Genomic DNA, 18,038 nt, shown 5'->3' with positions numbered 1-18,038 from the left:
GGCGCGGGTTCAGGTCTGCGCGAGCCGCCGCAGCACCGGTACCAGCTCCGCCGGCGTCGAAGCGGCGAGCATCTCGTGGCGCAGGTCGCCGGCGCAGGCCCGGAACGACGGCTCGTCGAGGACGCGTCGGATCAACGTCCGCACCTCGCTCGCCGCGGACCGTCCCGCGACCCCGCACACCGCCACCCCGGCGCGCTCCATGCGTTCGGCCCGCGGGCCGTTGCACCACAGCTTGTACGGCACGATGACCTGGGGTACGCCGTGGATGAGTGCGGTCTGGGAGGTGCCTGATCCGCCGTGGTGGATGATGGCGGCGCAGGTGGGCAGGAGCACGTCGAGGTTGACGAACTCGACGGTGCGGACGTTGTCCGGTATGGGGTGGCCGGGCGGGATCTGGCTGTTGCTCAGGGTGGCGACGACGTCGACGTCGAGGGTGGCGACGGCGTCGAGGAGTTCGGTGACCGCGGTCCGGTCCCCGCCGAGGGTTTCGCGGAACGAGCGGCCCAGGGTGAGACAGACCCGGGGCCGGGTCGGTGGCTCGCGTAGCCAGTCGGGGACGGTCGCGGGCCCGTTGTAGGGGGTGTAGCGCATCGGCAGGTAGTGGTGGTCGACCGGCAGCCGGAGGGAGGCCGGGACGGGGTCGATGGTGAACTGTCCGAGGACGGCCTGCTCGGTGAACGGGTGGCCGTGTCGGGCCAGGACGTCGCCGAGCCACTCCTGCAGCGGGTCGTCGCGCAGGGCCGGCACCCGCCCTCGTAGCAGCTCCAGGTGCCGCTGCCGGACATGGCCGACCAGATCCAGGCCGAACAGCAGCCGCCCGTGCGCCGCCCCACTCGCGATCGCCGCGACCGCACCGGCGAAGGTCACCGAGTCCCACACGACGAGATCCGGACGCCAGTCCCGCGCGAACGCGACGAGATCGTCGATCATCCGATCCGGGCACAGCGTCCGGAAGCCGAACATCGTCACAGCCGTCAGCTGCCTCTGCACGTACTCGTAGGTGAGGATCTCGTCGCGCAGCTCGCTGATGTCGGTCAACTCGATGTAGTCCGCCGGCGCCGGCTCGTCGTCGGGCGCCTCCTCGACCTCGCGCCGGTGCTGCTCGTCCAACTCCCGCACCTGCTCCTGCTGGTTCAGCGGCTCGCCGACCGCGACAGCGGTGAGCCCGGCGCCGGTGATCGCCTCCGTGAGATCCGGCTGGCTCGCCACCCGCACGTCGTGGCCGGCCGCACGCAACGCCCACGCCAGGGGCACCTGCGCGTGCAGGTGCGTCGGCTGGGCGAAGGTTGTGAAGAGCACCCGCATCGTCAGCCCCGGCGGGCCTGCTCCGCGTACGCCTTCGCGTGCCGCATCGTGGTGCCGCTGTTGCGCCCGAGCGCGGCGCGGATGTACGAGCGAGCGTCGGCGACCGTGGCATCCTCACCGAGAACGCCGGCGATCGCCGACTCGTTGATCACGACGGTGTGTCCGGCCACCATCTCGGTGTCGCCGTCGTGCTCGCGGAACGACCAGAACCCGGTATGCGCGCTCATCAGCTTCGGCGTCTGCAGCTGCTTGTACACGATGCGGTCCGGCGGCAGGCAGATGCGGATCGACACGGTCGTGTGCACCGATCCGTCCGCGGTGCGGGTGTCCATGGCGAGGCTCTGGACACCGCGTACGCGCTCGTCGAGGACGACCCGGGCGACGTGCGGCAACCGCTGCGGCCACAGCCCGGCCTCGTCGATGACGGTGTACGCGTCCGCGGCCCTTCCGTTGATCGACACCGCGTCCTCGAAGGACAGCAGCAGCTCGTCGTCGCGCCCCGCCGCAGCGGCCAGCGCGCTCAGTTCGGCCTCGCTGTTGCGGTCGACGGCGCGCCGAATCCAGTCGAGGTGACCTGGATCGTCGTCGACCGCCCGGTAGGTGTGCAGCAGCCGCACGACCGTCTTGTCGGGTCCGGCCGGTTCGAACCGCCACTCGCCGCTCATGGCCGCCACCGGATGAGCTGGCCGGTCCTGCCGGAACGTGATCGAGCGTGCCGCCCGGTCCAGGATCCGCCGCGAGGTCCAGTTCTTGACCTCGTCGTTCGCGGTGGCCCAGATCCGGATCCGCTCCCCGTCGCCGCTGCGCTCGATCTGTTCGGCGTGCACGGTCGGTGGGAACACCACCGGCCAGCAGCTCACGTCGGCGACGAGGTCGTAGATCACCGCTACGGGTGCGGCCACGGTCACCCGGTGATCGGTGTGCTGTTCCGACATGTCGTCGTTCCCCTCGGGTCAGTAGTTGCCGAGTCCGCCGCAGACGTTGAGCGCCTGCGCGGTGATCGGGGCGGCAGTGTCGGTGACGAGGTAGCCGACGAGGCCGGCGACCTCTTGCGGAGTGCTGTAGCGGCCGAGCGGGATCTTCGCCTGGAACCTGGCGAGCACCTCGTCCTCGGTGCTGTCCCAGACCTCGGCGTACCCCCGTCGGACCCGCTCGGCCATCGGCGTCTCCACGTACCCGGGGCAGACGGCGTTGACCGTCACGCCGGTCTTGGCCAGCTCCAACCCGAGGGCCTTGGTGAAGCCGACGACGCCGTGCTTCGACGCCGAGTACGGCGCTCCGAGCACGACACCCTGCTTGCCGCCGGTCGACGCGATGTTGATGACACGTCCCCACCCGCGCTCCAGCATGCCGCCGGTGGTGAGCACCTCGCGGGTCATCCGGAACACGCTGGTGAGGTTGGTCTCCAGCACGTCGAGCCACAGTTCGTCGGTGATCTGGGCGGTCACCCCGCCGCCGTTGCGGCCGGCGTTGTTGACGAGTACGCCGACTGGTCCGAACCGTTCGACGGCCGCGGTGACGAACGCCCGCACCTGGCCGGCGTCGCGGACGTCGCACGCCTGGCCGTCAACGTCGTGACCCTTCGCGCGCAGCTCCTTGACGGTCAGGTCGACGGCGTGGCCGTCGCGGGCGCAGATGTAGACCGTCGACCCGCGTTCGGCGAGCAACGTCGCGACCGCGTGTCCGATGCCGCTCGTCGCGCCGGTAACGACAGCGAGGCTGTCCTGCGTCAATGTTCTCTCCCGTCCTTCGTGCCGAGCCACATCGTGGCGATCGCCGCTGTCGGGGCGGTCGACGATCGGTGGACCGGCGCTGAACCCGCTGCTCCATCGGGGCTCAGGGCCGGCACGAGCCGCGACGTCCAAGGTGTCCGGCATGCGGGTGCTCTTCACGACCATCGCCGCGCCGACGCACCTGCACGCGCAGGTGCCCCTGGCGTGGGCGTTGCGGGCGGCCGGCCACGACGTGCGGGTGGCGAGCCAGCCGGATCTCACGGAGGCGATCACCGGCGCCGGGCTCACAGCCGTCGCGGTCGGGCCGCCGCTCGGCGCGGACCGGTGGTCACAGGACGTCGTGGAAGAGGTGGCCGAGCGGTGGGAGTTCACCGGCGACGAGCTGTGGGGCCCGGGCGGCCGGATGCGCTGGGAGCTGTTCGACCTGTGCGAGCTGCGCCGGCAGCGGCTCACGTACGACTACGTCCAGTCCGTGCTGACCGCCTGGACGTCGCTGGACCACCAACTGTCCTGCTCCGCTGGGATGATCGATGATCTGGTCGCGTTCACCCAGGACTGGCGTCCGGATCTCGTCGTCCGCGACCCGGTGACCTTCGCCGGTTCGGTCGCGGCGATCGCCAGCGGCGCCGCCCATGCGCGGCTGCTGTTCGGTCTCGACGTCTTCGGGCACATGCGGTCGACCTACCTCGAACTGCTGCGAGGGCGGGTGCCGGCCCTGCGCGACGACCCGCTGCAGGAGTGGCTCGGCGACGTCCTGGCCCGACACGGCCACCCGTTCACCGAGCAGGCCGTCCTCGGACAGTTCACCATCGACCCCGTCCCGGCCTCACTCCGGCTGCCGGTCGACCACCACTACCTGCCGATGCGCTACACCCCCTACAACGGGCCCGCGACCGTCCCCGACTGGCTACGCGAGCCACCGACCCGGCCCCGGGTCTGTCTCACCCTGGGCCGCTCGTTCCGCGAAACCCTCGGCGGGGACCGGACCGCGGTCACCGAACTCCTCGACGCCGTCGCCACCCTCGACGTCGACGTCGTCGCCACCCTGAGCAGCAGCCAGATCCCGCCCGGCCACCCCATACCGGACAACGTCCGCACCGTCGAGTTCGTCAACCTCGACGTGCTCCTGCCCACCTGCGCCGCCATCATCCACCACGGCGGATCAGGCACCTCCCAGACCGCACTCATCCACGGCGTACCCCAGGTCATCGTGCCGGCGGTGTTGCTCGACAACCACCTGAAGTCGTGGCGGGTGGCGGAGGCGGGAGCGGCACTGTGCGGCAGCGCCGAGAAGTGCACGGCGCGGGAGCTGCGCGCACTGCTGTCGAGAGTGCTCGAGGAGTCGTCGTTCGCGGCCGCGGCCGCCCGGCTGCGGGTCGAGATGCTCGCCGCGCCGGCACCGGCCGAACTGGTGCCGGCGCTGCGGCGCCTCACCCGCGCTCTGCGGTGAGCTTCTCCAGCATTGGAACCACGTCGTTCGGCGAGGGCATCGCACTCATGGCCTCGCGCAGCTGTCCGGCCCGGTGCCGAAACGAGCCCTCGTCGAGGATTCGGGCCAGGAGGCCGCGCAGCCTCGCCGGGGTGAGGTCGGAGGAGTGCAGGGCCAGTCCCGCACCGAGCGCCTCGGTGCGCTGGGCCCGGTAGACCGCGTCCCACATGTATCCGAGCGACAACTGCGGTACGCCCAGCGCTGCAGCAGTCGCCCAGGTGCCCAGGCCCCCGTGGTGCAGGACGGCGGCGCACGTCGGCAGCAGAACGTCGAGCGGCACGTGTTCGACCAGCCGGACGTTGTCCGGCACGTCCGGCACGAGGGCCTGCTCCTCGGCGGAGAGCGTGGCGACCACCTCGACGTTGAGCTCCGCGACGACCTCGAAGAGGTCCTCGATGGCGATCATGTTCGACCAGTTGCTGGTACGGGCGGTCATGCCGAGCGTCACGCACAGACGCGGCCTGCCGGGCGGCTCGCGCAACCAGTCCGGCACGATCGACGGCACCTGGCCGTTGTAGGGGATGTAGCGTATCGGCACGGTCGGCTGCCGGGTGTCGATCCGAATGCCCTCGGGCATCGGGTCGATGGACCACTGCCCGGTGACGATCTCCTCGTCGAAGCCGTGACCGTAGCGCGCAAGGGTCGAGTCGAGCCAGGACGCGAGCACGTCGTCGCGCCGCCCGGCCGGTAGCCGGTCGAGCATGGACAGGTGTCGCTCACGGGTGCTGAGAAACATGTCCGGCATCGTCAACAGCCGGGCGTGCGCCGCGCCGGTGACCCGGGCGGCGACCGCACCCGCGAACGTGAACGGCTCCCACAGCACCAGGTCCGGCTGCCAGCCGTAGGCCAGGTCTACGACGTCGTCGATCATCGAGTCGCTGTTCACCTTGGAGTAGAACAGCGCAGTCATCACGGTCTCGTGGCCCCTGAGGAACTCCAGGCCCAGCCTGTCGTGGCGCTTTTCCAGGTAGTCGCGGTCGTCGTGCAGTGCGAGGATGTCAGCGCCGACCTTGGCGAGCATCTGGTCGTGGGCGTGGTCGACGCCGACCGGCGCCGCGGTGAGTCCGGCACGCACGACGGCCTCGACGAGCGCCGGCTGTCCGGCGACGAGAACCTGGTGCCCGGCGGTGCGCAGGGCCCAGGCGAGGGGCACGCATCCGCTGAAGTGGCTGTCGACGGCAAAGCAGGTGATGAGTACTCGCATGTCCGCGCCTCCTTTCGCTCACGCAACGACGGGCCGCGACAGCGGGCTGCCGGTCACGGGGGACCGCAGCCGCCGGTAGCCCTCGCCGGCGGCGCGCAACGTGGGCAGGTGTGCCGCGAGGGCGGACACGGCGACGGTGGCGTGCCGGCGTACCGTCTCGGCGACGACGCCGGCCGGCATCGCAGGGTGCGCCCAGAGGATCTCGGCAGCCGGCTCGCGTCCCGGATCGAAGTGGTCCGGGTCGGCGAACGCGGCGGGGTCGCGATTGGCAGCTTCGAGCAGGACCACGACCTCGCTGCCCGCCGTGATCGCGGTGCCGTCCAGATCGAGGTCGGTGCGGGCGACGAGGCGTTGCAGCCGGACGGGCGGCGCGAAGCGCAGGGTTTCGCGTACCGCGGCGGCAGCGAGACCCGGATCCGTCGCCACGGCTGTCCACCGCCCGGGCTCGGCGAGCAGCGCGCTCATGGTGTTGGCGATCAGCGTCGCCGTAAGGTCGGCGCCGACGGCACAGTGGAGCAGCGCCACCGGCAGGACGCTGTCCGGCTCGGTGCGCGTCAGCTCGCCGAGCAGGTCGTCACCGGCGCCGGTCGGCAGCGAGACGAGCAGTTCCCGCAGCCCGGCGATCGAGTCGAGCAGCAGCCGGGCGGTGTCCAACCGCGGCGGGCACAGCGTGGCGTCGAGGGCGGTCGCGGCGCCCGCACACAGCCGCGCGAACTCCTCCTGGTGCGCTGCCGGCACGCCGAGCAGGACAGAGGTGGCCATGGTGGCGACGGGCACCGCGTAGTCCGAGGTCAGGTCGAACGTGCCGTTGAGGCCGGCGGCCAGCCGGTCGATCCGGACGGTGATCTCCGTGTGTGCCTTTCTCAGGCGTGGTGCGGCGAGTGCGGCCGTGACGCTTCGCCCGAAGCGTTCGCAGTCCGTCCGGTCGAGTTGGAGGCCCACGTCGTCGAGGGGCAGCACGTCGTCGAGGGTCGGCATGGCCCACGACGGTGCGCTGTCGGTGGGCGGCGGTTTGCGCAGCCCGAGCCGCTCGTCGCGGAGGAGCCGGACGGCCAAGGCGTGCGTCGCGGTGACCCAGGCCTCGGCACTGCTCCAGGTCAGCGCACCGTTCGCGCGTACGCGCCGGCCGAGTTCGTGGGGGTCGTCGCTCTCTGCCCGGAGCAGGAGGGCGTAGGGGTCCTGCCGGGCCCCGTACACCCACTGGAAGCCGCGCAGTGTCATGAGGGTCGAGCCGAGGGCGTCGTCTGTGCTGGTCGCCGTCATGCGGACAAGCTAGGAACGCGCGCTCGTGGTGCCCTCAAGCTTCGCTGTACCGCCTTGCCGCGTCGTGCCACATGTCGCGCAGCGACGCGTCGAGCGCGGTCCGCGGCTGCCAGCCGAGCAGCCGCGCCGCCCGGCGGTTGTCCGCCCGGGTCCAGTCTCCGCCCTTGCTCTGCACCGCGGCGCCCTGCTCGTCGATCGTGTCGGGCGGCAGTCCGGCCGCGGCCAGGAGCCAGTCGACGAGCTGCCGCATGGCGACCGCCTCGCCGCGGCCGACGTTGATGACCTGACCCACCGTGCTCTCGGGCGCGCGGGCCGCCCGGACGACCGCGTCGGTGAGGTCCCGCACGTCGAGGTAGTCGCGGCGCGCGTCGGCAATCGTCATCGGCACGCGGTCGCCCGGCCGGACGTCGCGGATCCGGTCGAGGACCGCGCCGAGGAAGCTGGCGGAAGTCGTGCCCGGCCCGCACACGTTGACCGCGCGCAGGACCACGCCCCGTGCGGTGCCGGCGGCGGTCGCGTTCAGAAGCGCCTGTGAACCGGCCAGCTTCGTCCGGGCGTATCCGGTCTGCGGCTCCGGCGTGCGGCTCTCGTCGATCAGTGTCCCGGCCGGCACCGGGCCGTACTCGTGGATGGTGCCGATGTGGACGATGCGCGGCGGATCGGGCATGAGTGTGCTGGCGGCGACCAGCCGTTCGACGATCTGGACGTGGGCGAGGTGCATCGCTTCGGCGCTGAGGACCCAGCCCCCCGTCGCGTTCACCACGATCTCGGTGCGGTGTGCGGTCAACGCTGCGGCGAGCTGCGCCGGCGCAGCCTCGGCGAGGTCGAGGCGGAGGGCGGAGCCCGCCGCGGATGTGCGCCGGGCGATGCCGAGCACGTGGTCACCGGAGGCACGGAACGCCGAGCACACGTGCTGCCCGACGCCACCGGTGGCCCCGAGTACCGCGACCGCGGTGCTCACTCGCGGCCCCGGGGCGCGGCGAACAGGTCGCTCTCCAGCTTCTGGCACTGTGCGTAGTCCGGTAGCAGGCCCAGTCTGCGGGCCTCCTCGATCGTGGGCGCGGACCTGTCCCGATCGGAGAGCACCCGCTCGACGCCGGTCGGCAGCGGCAGGTTCAGCGCCGGGTCCAGCACGTTGACCGCCTTCTCGTGCGCCTCGACGTAGCCGTCGGAGAGCATGTACGACACGACGGTGTCGTCCTCGAGCGCGGCGAAGGCGTGGGCCACGCCAACCGGCAGGTAGACCGCCCGGAACGCCTCTTGGTCGAGCAGGACCTGATCGAACTGCCCGAAGGTCGGGGAACCGACTCGGATGTCCACGACGAAATCGATCGTCTTGCCCCGCGCGCAGTACACGTACTTGGCGATTCCGGGCGGGGTGAGGGTGAAGTGCGCGCCCCGGACCACGCCCTTGCGTGAGCGGCTGTGGTTGGTCTGGGCCACCGGAAAGAGTGGGTGGCCGAGCGCCTCGACGAAGGCGGTCTCCTGGAAGGGTGAGACGAAGATCCCGCGGTCGTCGGGGAAGACCCGTGGGGTGAATTCGACGGCGCCTTCGACCTTCAGTGCGCGGGCCTGCATGGTGGATGACATTCGGTGCTCCCGAATCGGTTGGGCGATGGACGATCAGTTCGGACCGGCGGTGACCGGCCGACGATGCTGCTCGGTGAGCAGTTCGAGGGCGGGAACGATGTCGGCCGGTGTCGGGGCGCCGAGCACCTCGCGTCGCAGCCGCGCCGCCGCCTCGCGGTACGACGGATCGATCAAGACACGGCGGACGGCCGCGGCCAGGGCCGGCGCGGGGAAGTCCGGGTCCCGGATCCACACCCCGGCACCCGCACGTTCGATCAGCTCGGCCTTGTATTCGGTGTCCCACATCAGGTCGGGCACGACGACCTGCGGTACGCCGTGCAGCAGCGCGGTCTGCATCGAGCCGGAGCCGCCGTGGTTGATGATCGCCGAGCAGGTTGGCAGCAGCACGTCAAGGGCCATGAAATCGACGACCCGGACGTTCGACGGCACCGGGCCGAGGCCGGCGAGTTGCCGCGCGTCGAGCGTAGCGACGATCTCGGCGTCGATCTCGGCCGCGGCGGCGAGCAGTTCGGCGCTCGCGGCGCGGTCGCGGCCGAGCACGTCGCGTCCGCTCTGACCGAGCGTCAGGCACACGCGTGGCCGGTGCGCCGGGGCGCACGTCATCTCCGTCGCCGTGGCCGCGCCGTTGTAGGGCACGTACCGGACCGGCACGCGAAGCTGGTCGGTGGCGAGCCCGACCGAGGGTGGCACGGGATCGATGGTCCACTGCCCGACCACGGCTTCCTCGGCGAACGCGACGCCGTACTTGTCGAGCGCGCTGCCGAGCCAGTCGCGGAACGGGTCGTCGGGTGCGTCGTGACGCCGGTACTCCATCCGTGCGCGGGCGATCAGGTCGAGTCCGAACAGCAGCCGCGCGTGCGCGGCGCCGCCGGCCATCGCGGCGACGGCGCCGCCGAACGTCATCGTGTCCCAGACGACGAGGTCGGGCCTCCAGTCGAAGACGAGGTCGACGAGCTGTGCGATCATCGGCTCCGGGTTCAGTGCTCGGTAGACGTCGGTGGATATCGCCAGGGCGGTGCGCAGGTATTCGCGCGTGCGCCGGTCGGACCGCCGGCAGCTCAGGTCGGCCAGTGCCGTGAAGTCGACGGAGCCGTCGTCGGGCCGGTCGATCTGTTCGGACAGGGCGAGCGGCTCGCCGACGGGCACGAACAGATGGCCGGTCCGCGCGACGGCGTCGGCGAGATCCGGCTGGCCCGCGATCCGGACGTCGTGCCCGGCTGCGCGCAGCGCCCACGCGATCGGCACCTGGATCTGCAGGTGCGAGGGGGCAGCGAACGTCGTGAACAGGACCCGCATGAAGGTCTCCTCGAATGCGGACGGCGGCTGCCTCAGGCCCAGAGATTCGCACCGGGCGCTTGCGATCCGCTCGAGTCGGACTCGATGACCCCGTCTCCGCTTTCGAGCCGGAGAAGTGGGATCAGGATGTGCCAATCGTGGAGTACGATCTCCAAATTAGTTGCACTCATGTTCCGCTCTGGGCCACTATCCTGCTAGGCTGGGTCAATGGTCACGGAGGTGCCGGAGTCCGGAACGCGCAACCGAACCCGGCGCGCGATTCTCAACGCTGCGGCGTCGGTCTTCGCGCACAATCGTTCGGCCACCCTGGCCGACGTCGCGGTGGCGGCCGACGTGGGTCGTAGCACACTGCACCGCTACTTCCCCGACCGCGACGAGCTGATCAACTCGGTGGTCGCCGACTGCTACACGGCGATCGAGCAAGCCGTCGTCGACGCGCACGTCGAGCAAGGCAAGCCGCTCGACGCCATGCGCCGCCTGGTGGCGGCCATGGTGGAGCTCGGCGACCGTCTGCTGTTCCTGTTCGGCGACCCACGGCTGGCGGAGGAGTTCGCCAATCGTAAGCCCGAGAAGCCGCCGATCGTGCAGCCGGTCATCCTGCTGATCGAGCGAGGTCAGCAGGAGGGGGTCTTCGATCACGCCGTTGATGCGCGGTGGATCCAGCACGTCCTGTGGTCGCTGGTCTATACCGGCTGCGAAATGTCCGGCCAGGGCATGATGTCGCGGCACGAGGTCACCTCGACGGTCATCCGCACGCTCGAGCGTGGTGTCGTCCGCGACGCGTGAACGCGACCGGACACCACCCCTACAAGCCAATGGGAGCAACGATGAGGATCCTTGTGACCGGTGCGACGGGTTACGTTGGCCGCAACGTCCTGCCGCAGTTGGTGTCCGCCGGCGTCGACGTCCGCGCGCTGACCCGCGACCCGGCCAGAGCAGAGGTGCCGGCCGGCGTGGACCTGGTCCGCGGCGACCTGAGCCGGCCGGACTCGTTGAGCGAGGCGCTTGAAGGCGTCGAGCGGATGTACCTCTTCCCGGCACCGGAGACCGCGCGTGAGGTAGTCGCCCGCGCCGTGAAGGCCGGCGTGCGGCGCATCGTCGTGCTGTCGTCGGGGGCGGTGACCACGGGTTACGACACCGACTTCCACCTGCCGGTCGAGCGGGCAGTCGAGGAGTCCGGCCTGGAGTGGACCCATGTCCGGCCCGGCGAGTTCGCGACCAACACTCTGCACATGTGGGCGCCGTCGATCCGTGCCGAGAACGCAGTGTACGACCCGCATCCGGACGCCGTCGGCGTGCCGACGCACGAGCGTGACGTCGCCGACATCGCTGCTCTCGCGCTACTCGAAGACGGGCACACAGGTAAGGCCTACACCATCGTCGGGCCGCAGCCGCTCACCCACGCCGAGCAGCTGGAGGCGATCGCCGCGGCGGTCGGACGGGAACTGTCCTTCAAGGACGTCACCGCGCAGGAGGCCTTGGCGTACTACCAGGCGCTCGGTGGCTGGGCAGCAGCGAACGCACCGTTCCTGCTAGGTCTCGTCACGTACTCCAACGAGGAGACGACGCCGGAGGCCGAGCACCAGTACGACAAGGACACGGTGGAGGAGCACCCCACGGCCGAGAGTGTGACCAACCGGCCCGGGCGCACGTTCGCGCAGTGGGCTCAGGACCACGCCGACGACTTTCGCTGACGGGCTGCCCAGCGCGCTTCGAGCCGGCCACCACGGCCGGCTCCTAGCTTCGCGGTATGCGGGTACTCCTGACGACCTTCGCGGTCCGGTCCCATATCTACAGCCTCGTGCCGATCGCGTGGGCGCTACGTGCGGCCGGCCACGACGTGTGCGTCGCGACCCACCCCGAGGGGGAGGAGCACGTCGTCAGCGCCGGCCTGCCGTTCGCAGGGGTCGGCGAGCCGATCCCGAGCGTCGGTGAACAGGACACCGGCGGGGACGTCGAGAGCGGGGCCGCGCAAGACGGCGGCGGGACCTTCGGTTGGGCGGACTGGCCGGAGCTGCTCGACCTCGCCGAGACCGACCCGACGACGCTCACCTACGACTACCTTCTCGGCGTCTTCGCGGCGTACACGCCGATGGTCTTTCGGTACTACACCGACGGCATGGTCGACGGCCTGGTGGAGTTCGCCCGCAGGTGGAAGCCCGATCTGGTGCTGTGGGACACGATGTCGTTCGCCGGCCCGGTGGCGGCGGCGGCGTGCGGCGCCGCCCATGCGCGGGTGCTGTTCGGACTGGACATCCTCGGCCACGCCCGCGGCGCGTTCCTGCGCGCGGCCGCACGACGCCCCGCGTCCGCGTGCGACGATCCGCTGCGCGAGTGGCTCGACGGCGTGCTGCGCAGGCACGGCCGCACGTTCAGCGAGGAGGTGGTGGTCGGGCAGTGGACCGTGGATCCGGTGGTGTCCTCGTTGAGCCTGGGCACCGCATCGCCCCGCATCGGCATGCGATACGTGCCGTACAACGGGCCCTCGGTCGTTCCGGCGTGGCTGGCCGAACTCGATCCGGAGGTGCCCCGGGTATGCGTCACGATGGGAATCTCACACCGGGAGATCTGGGGCGCGGACCGCGTACCCGTCGCCCGGTTGCTGGACGGGATCGCCGACCTGGGCGTCGAGGTGGTGGCGACATTGTCGGGCGGTCAGCGCGACGGCGTCGACACCGAGCGCGTACGGGTGGTGGACTTCGCGCCGCTGGACGCGCTGCTGCCGCTCTGCTCCGCCGTGGTGAGCCACGGCGGAGCCGGTTCGTTCCAGACCGCGCTCGTGCACGGGGTGCCGCAGGTGCTGGTGCCGGACATGCTGTGGGACACCGGGTTGAAGGCGAGCCGCCTCGAGCGGCTTGGCGCGGGTCTGCGCGTGCGGGAGGTGCCCGCGACGTCCGCGCTGGTGGAGCGGGCCCTGACTGACAGACGGCTTCGCGACCGGGCGACGCGGCTGCGGCGCGAGGCCCTCGGGATGCCGGCCCCCCGCGAGGTGGTACCAGTCCTCGAACGGCTGACGGCACGTCACGGCGTCAGGTGAGGGACAGGCCCCCGTCGATCGGGATCACTACGCCGGTCAGGTAACCGGCGTCCGGCTCGACGAGCTTGCGCACCCAAGTGGCGATCTCCTCCGGCGTGCCGACCCGTCCCGCCGGCGCACGGTCGGCCATCCACTTGAGGAAGTCGGCGTACTGCTCCTCCGTCATGCCGCTGCGGACCCCGATACCCGTATCGGCGACACCGGGCGCGATCCCCACGACCCGGATCCCGCGCGGAGCCATCTCGACGGCCCAGGTGCGGGTCAGGAAGTCCAGCGCCACCTTACTCGCGCCGTACGCCCCGTTGGCGGGCCACGTCCGCTGGCCGAGCGCGCCCGCCGTGCTGATGTTGACCACCACGCCCCGGCTGGCCGCGAGGGGTTCGAGAGCACACCGCGTCAGGTGGATCGGTGCCATGACATTCGTCGCGAACTGCGACTGGATCTCGTCCTCCGTGGTGTCGGCGAGGAGCTTCGCGACCGACGTGGCGGCGTTATTGACCAGGACGTCGATCCGCCCGTACGCCTGCTGAGCCGCGTCGACGACGGCCTGCGGTGCGCCGGGAGCGGTGATGTCGGCGACAGACGTCCGGATGCCCGGGTAACCCTCGGCGGTGTCCCTCAGGCTCGCCGCAGTACGGCCGACGATCAGGACGTCATCGCCCTGCTCGGCGAACCCGCGGGCCACGGCGCGGCCGATGCCGGTGCCGACGCCGGTGATGACGATGCTGCGCCTCAGCGCGGACTTGTTCCCATTACCCATGGCCGGATTCTGCGCTCCGCACCTCGAGCGGGTCTGTCTGGAGACCGGACCGTCGGGTACGTGTGGGCGAGCGCCGTTCGAGCCGGGTTCGAACCGGTGACGATCGGCTGCTGCCAGGGTCGGGCAACCGCCCCGACCATCGGTAGGAGCACCGCATGAGCAGTCAGACCGACGCCGTACGGCGCGTGATCAACGCGTTCAACACCGGCAAGACCGACGACGTCGACGAGTACATCCACGACGAGTACCTCAACCCGGCGACGCTCGAACACGGCATCTCGCAGGGTCCGAAGGCCTTCGCGATGGTCGTCGCCTGGGTACGCCGGACGTTCTCCGAGGAGGCGCACCTCGAAGAGATCAACGTTACCGAGAACGGCGAATGGGTCCGCGCCCACCTTGTGCTGTACGGCCGTCACGTCGGCAACCTCGTCGGGATCCCGCCGACCGGCCGGCGCTTCGCCGGCGAGCAGATCCACCTCTTCCGGATCGTCGACGGCAAGATCCGCGACCACCGCGACTGGCCCGACTTCCAGGGCACCCTGCGCCAGCTCGGTGACCCGTGGCCGGAGAACGGCGGGTGGCGGCCGTGACGACGCTCAAGGCCTCGGACTACAAGACCGAGGTGGCCGCTGCTTTCGACCGGGTCGCCGGGACCTACGACCGGCTCGGGGTCGAGTTCTTCGGACCGATGGGGCGACGGCTGGTCGAGCGTGTCGCGCCCGCACCCGGCCACCGGGTCCTCGACGTCGGCTGCGGCTCCGGCGCCTGCCTGTTCCCGGCTGCGGCCCGGGTCGGTCCGGCCGGCCGCGTCGTCGGCATCGACATCGCGGCGGGCATGGTCGAAACAGCCCGTGCCGAAGCCGCCCGGCGCGGCGTCGGCAACGTCGAGGCACGCGTCATGGACGGCGAACGGGTCGACTTCCCGGCGGCCTCGTTCGACGTCGTGATCGGCAGTTACAGCCTCATCTTCCTGCCCGACGTGCGCAGCGCGTTGCGCCGCTACGCGCAGGTGTTGGTGCCGGGCGGCCGGATTGGCTTCACCAGCCCCCAGTTCCGCACCGGCACCTTTCCCTTCCTCCCGCCGGTCTTCACCGAGCTGATTCCGAACGATCTGTTGCGCAGCCTGCCCGAGCAATGGCGGCCGGAGGCGCTGCAGCGGCGCTTCAACAGCTGGCTGGAGGGCCCGGCCGACCTGCGCGCGACAATGGAGGCGGCGGGATTCGTCGATGTCGACGTGCATGACGAGGCGGTACCGCTCGTCGCGGCCACCGGAGAGGTTTGGGTCGACTGGTCACACACGCACGGCATGCGGCTGATGTGGGACCACCTGACCGCCGACGACGCCGCCGCGCTGCGGGCCCGGCTCATCAAGGCCCTCGATGAGATGCGCGACGGCGCGGGACCGCTCGTCATCGACACCCCGGTCCGGTTCGTCACCGCGCAGACGCCTCCGGTGCGATAACGGGTCGCTGTGTTCGTCGGTCAGGTGACCGACGAACACAGCGACCCGGTCTTCTCTCGGGAGTCCGGTCAGAAGTCCGCGACGTGGTCGGCGGCCCATTCGGCGAGCGTGCGGGTCGGGCGGCCGATCACCCGTTCGGCATCGGGAGAGACCTGCGGTGGATGTTCGACCCACCGCTCCTCGAAGGCGAGGAGGTAGTCGGCGATCTGCTCCGGGAAGCCGAGGCCGATCAGGTCCGCGCGTGCCTCCGCCGGGCTCACCTCGATGAACGTGAGCGGACGGCCGATGCCGGTCGCGATCGCGGCCACCTGCTCACCCGGCGTCAGCTGCTGCGGACCGGTCACGCGGTACGCGGCGCCCACGTGGTCGTTGCTCGTGAGCGCCGCCGCCGCGACGGCCGCGATGTCGGCCTCGTGCACCGGTACGCCGCGCGCCGCCGGGTAGGCCGCACGCACCACGCCCTTCTCGCGGATCGAGCGACCCCAGGTGTCCAGCTTGTTGAGCGCGAACTCGCCGGGCCGCACGTGGGTCCACTCGAGGCCGGACTTCTCAATCGCGCGCTCCACCGGCAGGTGGTAGACGGTGTCGGTGCCGTCGGTGACCGCGTCCGAGGAGAGCACGACGGCGCGGCGGATCCCGGCGGCGCGGGCGCGCTCGGCCACCGCCCCGGCGGTTTCCGCGACCGGGAAGAGGAACATCCGGTCGACGCCGTCGAAGGCGGGACCGAGGGTGTCCGGTGCCGCGAGGTCGCCCCGGACGATCTCGACGCCCGCGGGTAACCCGGCGACGGCTGGTTCCTGGCGGGTCAGCGCGCGTACCTCGACGCGCAGGGCGAGGAGATGCGCGATGAGGTGCCGGCCCACGTTGCCGGTCGCACCGGTGATCAGAATCCTCATCGTCTACTCCCAGGCCCGAACGGATAGCCCGTGGTGGAACACGTCGAGCGGGTCGTATGTCCGCTTGACCCGCTGCAGCCGTGGATAGTTGTCGCGGTAGTAGAACGCATGCCAGGGCACCCCTGACCGGTTCCACGCGGGATCGGCGATGTCGACGTCCGGGTAGTTGATGTAGGTACCGCTGTAGGCCTCACCCGGCACCGGTACGCCGCCGGTGGAGGCGTACACATCGCGGTAGCACTCGCGGGCCCAGGTGAGGAGCTTGGTCTCCTGCTCGGGCGTGAACCACACCGACTGGATCACCGAGGCGAAGCGCGCGTCGCGGTGCGCCATCGCCGTGGACGCTGCATCGACGGTGTTCACCTTCCCGCCGAAGTACCCGATGAAGGCATTGCTGCCGTAGAACTCGTAGCTGCCCTCGGACAGATAGCGGTACAGGGTGGACAGTTGTTCGCCGGTCCAGCCCGTACGCAGGAACGCGTCCTTGGCCTTGAACGAGTAGTCGCCGGCAGGCGGCATCGACAGGGTGGCCTTCAGCCACGGAGTCACCGACCGTTCCTCGGTGTTGGTGATGCCGAGTCCGTCGGACAGCGCGGCCAGGTATCCGGTGAGCAGCGCGTCGGCATCCGGGCGGGTGCCGTCGACGTTCACCCCGAGCTGGATCTGACCGTTGATCTTATGGTAGAGGAAGATTCCCGCGTCGATTCCGGTGTCGGTCGTCCCGTCGCCGCCGTGCTCCTCGTGCCACCGGCAGAAGTTGTGGACGAGGCGGAGGAAGATCTGCTCGTTGATGTCGCTCCAGTTCCAGTTGACCGCGGCGTGCAGCAGCGTGGCGGGCGGCCGGGGCAGCAGGGCGGCTGCGCTGGCGCCCGTCGCGCCGGGGGAGCGCAGCAGGTAGCGGGTGACGACGCCGAAGTTCCCGCCGCCGCCGCCGGTGTGCGCCCACCAGAGGTCGCGGTTCGGGTCGTTCGGCGCCCGGGTCGCGACGACCGTGCGCACCCGTCCTGACGCATCGACGACGACGACCTCGACGCCGTAGAGATGGTCGGCCGCGAGCCCGTGCCGTAGCGCCAGCGTGCCGTAGCCACCACCGGCGAGGTGCCCGCCGATTCCGACACTGGGGCAGACGCCGGCCGGCAGAGTGACACCCCACGCGAGGTACAGCGTCCGGTACAGCTGGCCCAGCGTTGCTCCCGACTGCACGGAGATGGCCCGGTGCACCGGGTCGTAGGAGATGCCGCGCATCTCGGAGACGTCGATGACCAGGCGAACCTCGGGGCTGTCGACGAAGTCCTCGAAGCAGTGCCCGCCGCTGCGCACCGCGAGCCGGGCTCCGGTGCGCCGGGCGTCCCGGACCGCCTCGACGACCTGGGCGGGGGTATTCACCAGCCGTACCGAGTCGGGTGTGCCGGTGAAGCGGCGGTTCGCGCCCCGGATCGTGAGCTCCTGGTAGCGCGGGTCGTCGCGCCCGACGCTCACCGCGCCGAACTCGGGTGCGCAGCCGGCGGCCGCGGCGCCGCCGGGCGCGCCGATACCGCCGACGAGTGCGGAGCCGCCCGCGACGATCGATCCGCCGAGCAACCGGCGGCGGGTCAACGGGGTCATCGCTGCTCTCCGGCGACTTCCCGGTACAGGTTCGGTTCGCTGCTGCTCAGGGCTCGCAGGGCGCGGGCGTGCGGGGTGAATCCGGGTTGTGCCAGCGCGTTGTGGAATCGTTCGGCGTCGCGCCACACCGCGATGTTGACGTAGCTCTGCTCGTCGGTCGTGTGTCGCAGCAACGTGTTGCCGAGGTAGCCGTCCTGCGCGGCCATGAACGCGGTGGTCGCGGCGAACGTCCGTTCGAACTCCTCCGCGGACGCGTGCACCGTGAAGCGGTTGATGAATGTGACCGGTGCTACCGGTCCGGTCGGTTCGTTACCTGCCACCTGATCGCCCTTCGCTACGGTGCGGCGTCGGGCCTACCGGGCCCGGCGCCGGTCAGGCTGGCAGGGACGCCTCGCGCG

The 18,038-nt window shown here is 70.8% G+C and carries 18 protein-coding genes; 6 read left to right on the top strand and 12 right to left on the bottom strand.

All coding sequences use genetic code 11. The features are described from left to right. Positions 1 to 9: 9 nt before the first annotated feature. Genes FB454_RS03195 through FB454_RS03185 form a run of 3 tightly spaced genes read right to left on the bottom strand, consistent with a single transcriptional unit; the run spans position 10 to position 3,068 of the window. Entirely contained in the window at positions 10 to 1,305 is a 1,296-nt protein-coding gene (locus FB454_RS03195) for an activator-dependent family glycosyltransferase (RefSeq protein WP_145822451.1), read from the bottom strand. Positions 1,306 to 1,307: 2 nt separating this feature from the next. Further along, a complete protein-coding gene (locus FB454_RS03190) occupies positions 1,308 to 2,240 on the bottom strand; it encodes an aromatase/cyclase (protein ID WP_013476214.1) in 933 nt (310 codons plus the stop codon). Between the two features lie 18 nt (positions 2,241 to 2,258). Continuing rightward, on the bottom strand, positions 2,259 to 3,068 hold the full coding sequence (locus tag FB454_RS03185; protein WP_369751983.1) for an SDR family NAD(P)-dependent oxidoreductase: 810 nt from the start codon (positions 3,066 to 3,068) through the stop codon (positions 2,259 to 2,261). A gap of 112 nt (positions 3,069 to 3,180) precedes the next feature. On the opposite strand from FB454_RS03185, the gene FB454_RS03180 reads away from it, so the two are divergent. After that, a complete protein-coding gene (locus FB454_RS03180; protein ID WP_145822450.1) occupies positions 3,181 to 4,488 on the top strand; it encodes an activator-dependent family glycosyltransferase in 1,308 nt (435 codons plus the stop codon). On the opposite strand, the gene FB454_RS03175 is transcribed toward FB454_RS03180, so the two are convergent. Genes FB454_RS03175 through FB454_RS03155 form a run of 5 tightly spaced genes read right to left on the bottom strand, consistent with a single transcriptional unit; the run spans position 4,469 to position 9,880 of the window. Next, positions 4,469 to 5,731 (bottom strand): activator-dependent family glycosyltransferase, encoded by a 1,263-nt coding sequence (locus FB454_RS03175; RefSeq protein WP_030268061.1) that lies wholly within the window; start codon positions 5,729 to 5,731, stop codon positions 4,469 to 4,471. The genes FB454_RS03180 and FB454_RS03175 overlap by 20 nt on opposite strands. Positions 5,732 to 5,749: 18 nt before the next feature. Beyond that, positions 5,750 to 6,994: a cytochrome P450 family protein gene (locus tag FB454_RS03170; protein WP_030268062.1), complete on the bottom strand. Its 1,245-nt coding sequence runs from the start codon at positions 6,992 to 6,994 to the stop codon at positions 5,750 to 5,752. A gap of 34 nt (positions 6,995 to 7,028) precedes the next feature. Next, positions 7,029 to 7,955 (bottom strand): NAD-dependent epimerase/dehydratase family protein, encoded by a 927-nt coding sequence (locus tag FB454_RS03165; protein WP_030268063.1) that lies wholly within the window; start codon positions 7,953 to 7,955, stop codon positions 7,029 to 7,031. Further along, a complete protein-coding gene (locus tag FB454_RS03160; RefSeq protein ID WP_186461512.1) occupies positions 7,952 to 8,572 on the bottom strand; it encodes a dTDP-4-dehydrorhamnose 3,5-epimerase family protein in 621 nt (206 codons plus the stop codon). Before FB454_RS03160 ends, FB454_RS03165 begins: the two co-directional genes overlap by 4 nt. Positions 8,573 to 8,617: 45 nt before the next feature. Further along, positions 8,618 to 9,880 carry an activator-dependent family glycosyltransferase gene (locus tag FB454_RS03155; protein WP_030268066.1) on the bottom strand — a complete coding sequence of 421 codons (1,263 nt, stop codon included), beginning with the start codon at positions 9,878 to 9,880 and terminating at the stop codon, positions 8,618 to 8,620. A gap of 207 nt (positions 9,881 to 10,087) precedes the next feature. Here FB454_RS03155 and FB454_RS03150 point away from each other — a divergent pair, with 207 nt between their 5' ends. From FB454_RS03150 to FB454_RS03140, 3 genes are read left to right on the top strand one after another with little or no spacing between them, the layout of a single operon-like run. After that, positions 10,088 to 10,666, top strand: coding sequence for a TetR/AcrR family transcriptional regulator (locus FB454_RS03150; protein WP_013287150.1), 579 nt, complete (start codon positions 10,088 to 10,090; stop codon positions 10,664 to 10,666). A 41-nt stretch (positions 10,667 to 10,707) separates the two neighbouring features. After that, a complete protein-coding gene (locus tag FB454_RS03145) occupies positions 10,708 to 11,574 on the top strand; it encodes an SDR family oxidoreductase (protein WP_013287149.1) in 867 nt (288 codons plus the stop codon). 56 nt (positions 11,575 to 11,630) lie between these two features. Then, on the top strand, positions 11,631 to 12,917 hold the full coding sequence (locus tag FB454_RS03140) for an activator-dependent family glycosyltransferase (protein WP_013287148.1): 1,287 nt from the start codon (positions 11,631 to 11,633) through the stop codon (positions 12,915 to 12,917). Here the strand turns inward: FB454_RS03140 and FB454_RS03135 are convergent. Further along, on the bottom strand, positions 12,910 to 13,677 hold the full coding sequence (locus tag FB454_RS03135; protein ID WP_145822449.1) for an SDR family oxidoreductase: 768 nt from the start codon (positions 13,675 to 13,677) through the stop codon (positions 12,910 to 12,912). The two genes, FB454_RS03140 and FB454_RS03135, sit on opposite strands and share 8 nt — an antisense overlap. A 155-nt stretch (positions 13,678 to 13,832) precedes the next feature. On the opposite strand from FB454_RS03135, the gene FB454_RS03130 reads away from it, so the two are divergent. Further along, positions 13,833 to 14,267 carry an ester cyclase gene (locus tag FB454_RS03130; RefSeq protein ID WP_013287146.1) on the top strand — a complete coding sequence of 145 codons (435 nt, stop codon included), beginning with the start codon at positions 13,833 to 13,835 and terminating at the stop codon, positions 14,265 to 14,267. Next, positions 14,264 to 15,139: a class I SAM-dependent methyltransferase gene (locus tag FB454_RS03125; RefSeq protein ID WP_041799270.1), complete on the top strand. Its 876-nt coding sequence runs from the start codon at positions 14,264 to 14,266 to the stop codon at positions 15,137 to 15,139. Before FB454_RS03130 ends, FB454_RS03125 begins: the two co-directional genes overlap by 4 nt. A 68-nt stretch (positions 15,140 to 15,207) precedes the next feature. Here FB454_RS03125 and FB454_RS03120 read toward each other — a convergent pair whose 3' ends face one another. From FB454_RS03120 to FB454_RS03110, 3 genes are read right to left on the bottom strand one after another with little or no spacing between them, the layout of a single operon-like run. Further along, complete coding sequence (locus tag FB454_RS03120; protein ID WP_030268078.1) at positions 15,208 to 16,035, bottom strand: NAD(P)H-binding protein; 828 nt, start codon at positions 16,033 to 16,035, stop codon at positions 15,208 to 15,210. Positions 16,036 to 16,038: 3 nt separating this feature from the next. Beyond that, a complete protein-coding gene (locus tag FB454_RS03115) occupies positions 16,039 to 17,640 on the bottom strand; it encodes an FAD-binding oxidoreductase (RefSeq protein WP_013287143.1) in 1,602 nt (533 codons plus the stop codon). Continuing rightward, on the bottom strand, positions 17,637 to 17,960 hold the full coding sequence (locus FB454_RS03110) for an antibiotic biosynthesis monooxygenase family protein (RefSeq protein WP_013287142.1): 324 nt from the start codon (positions 17,958 to 17,960) through the stop codon (positions 17,637 to 17,639). Before FB454_RS03110 ends, FB454_RS03115 begins: the two co-directional genes overlap by 4 nt. Positions 17,961 to 18,038 lie beyond the last annotated feature (78 nt).

This window comes from Micromonospora sp. CNZ297 (assembly GCF_007827625.1).
The sequence above is the reverse complement of the archived record's forward strand: the minus strand, read 5'-3'. Positions and strand labels throughout refer to the sequence as shown.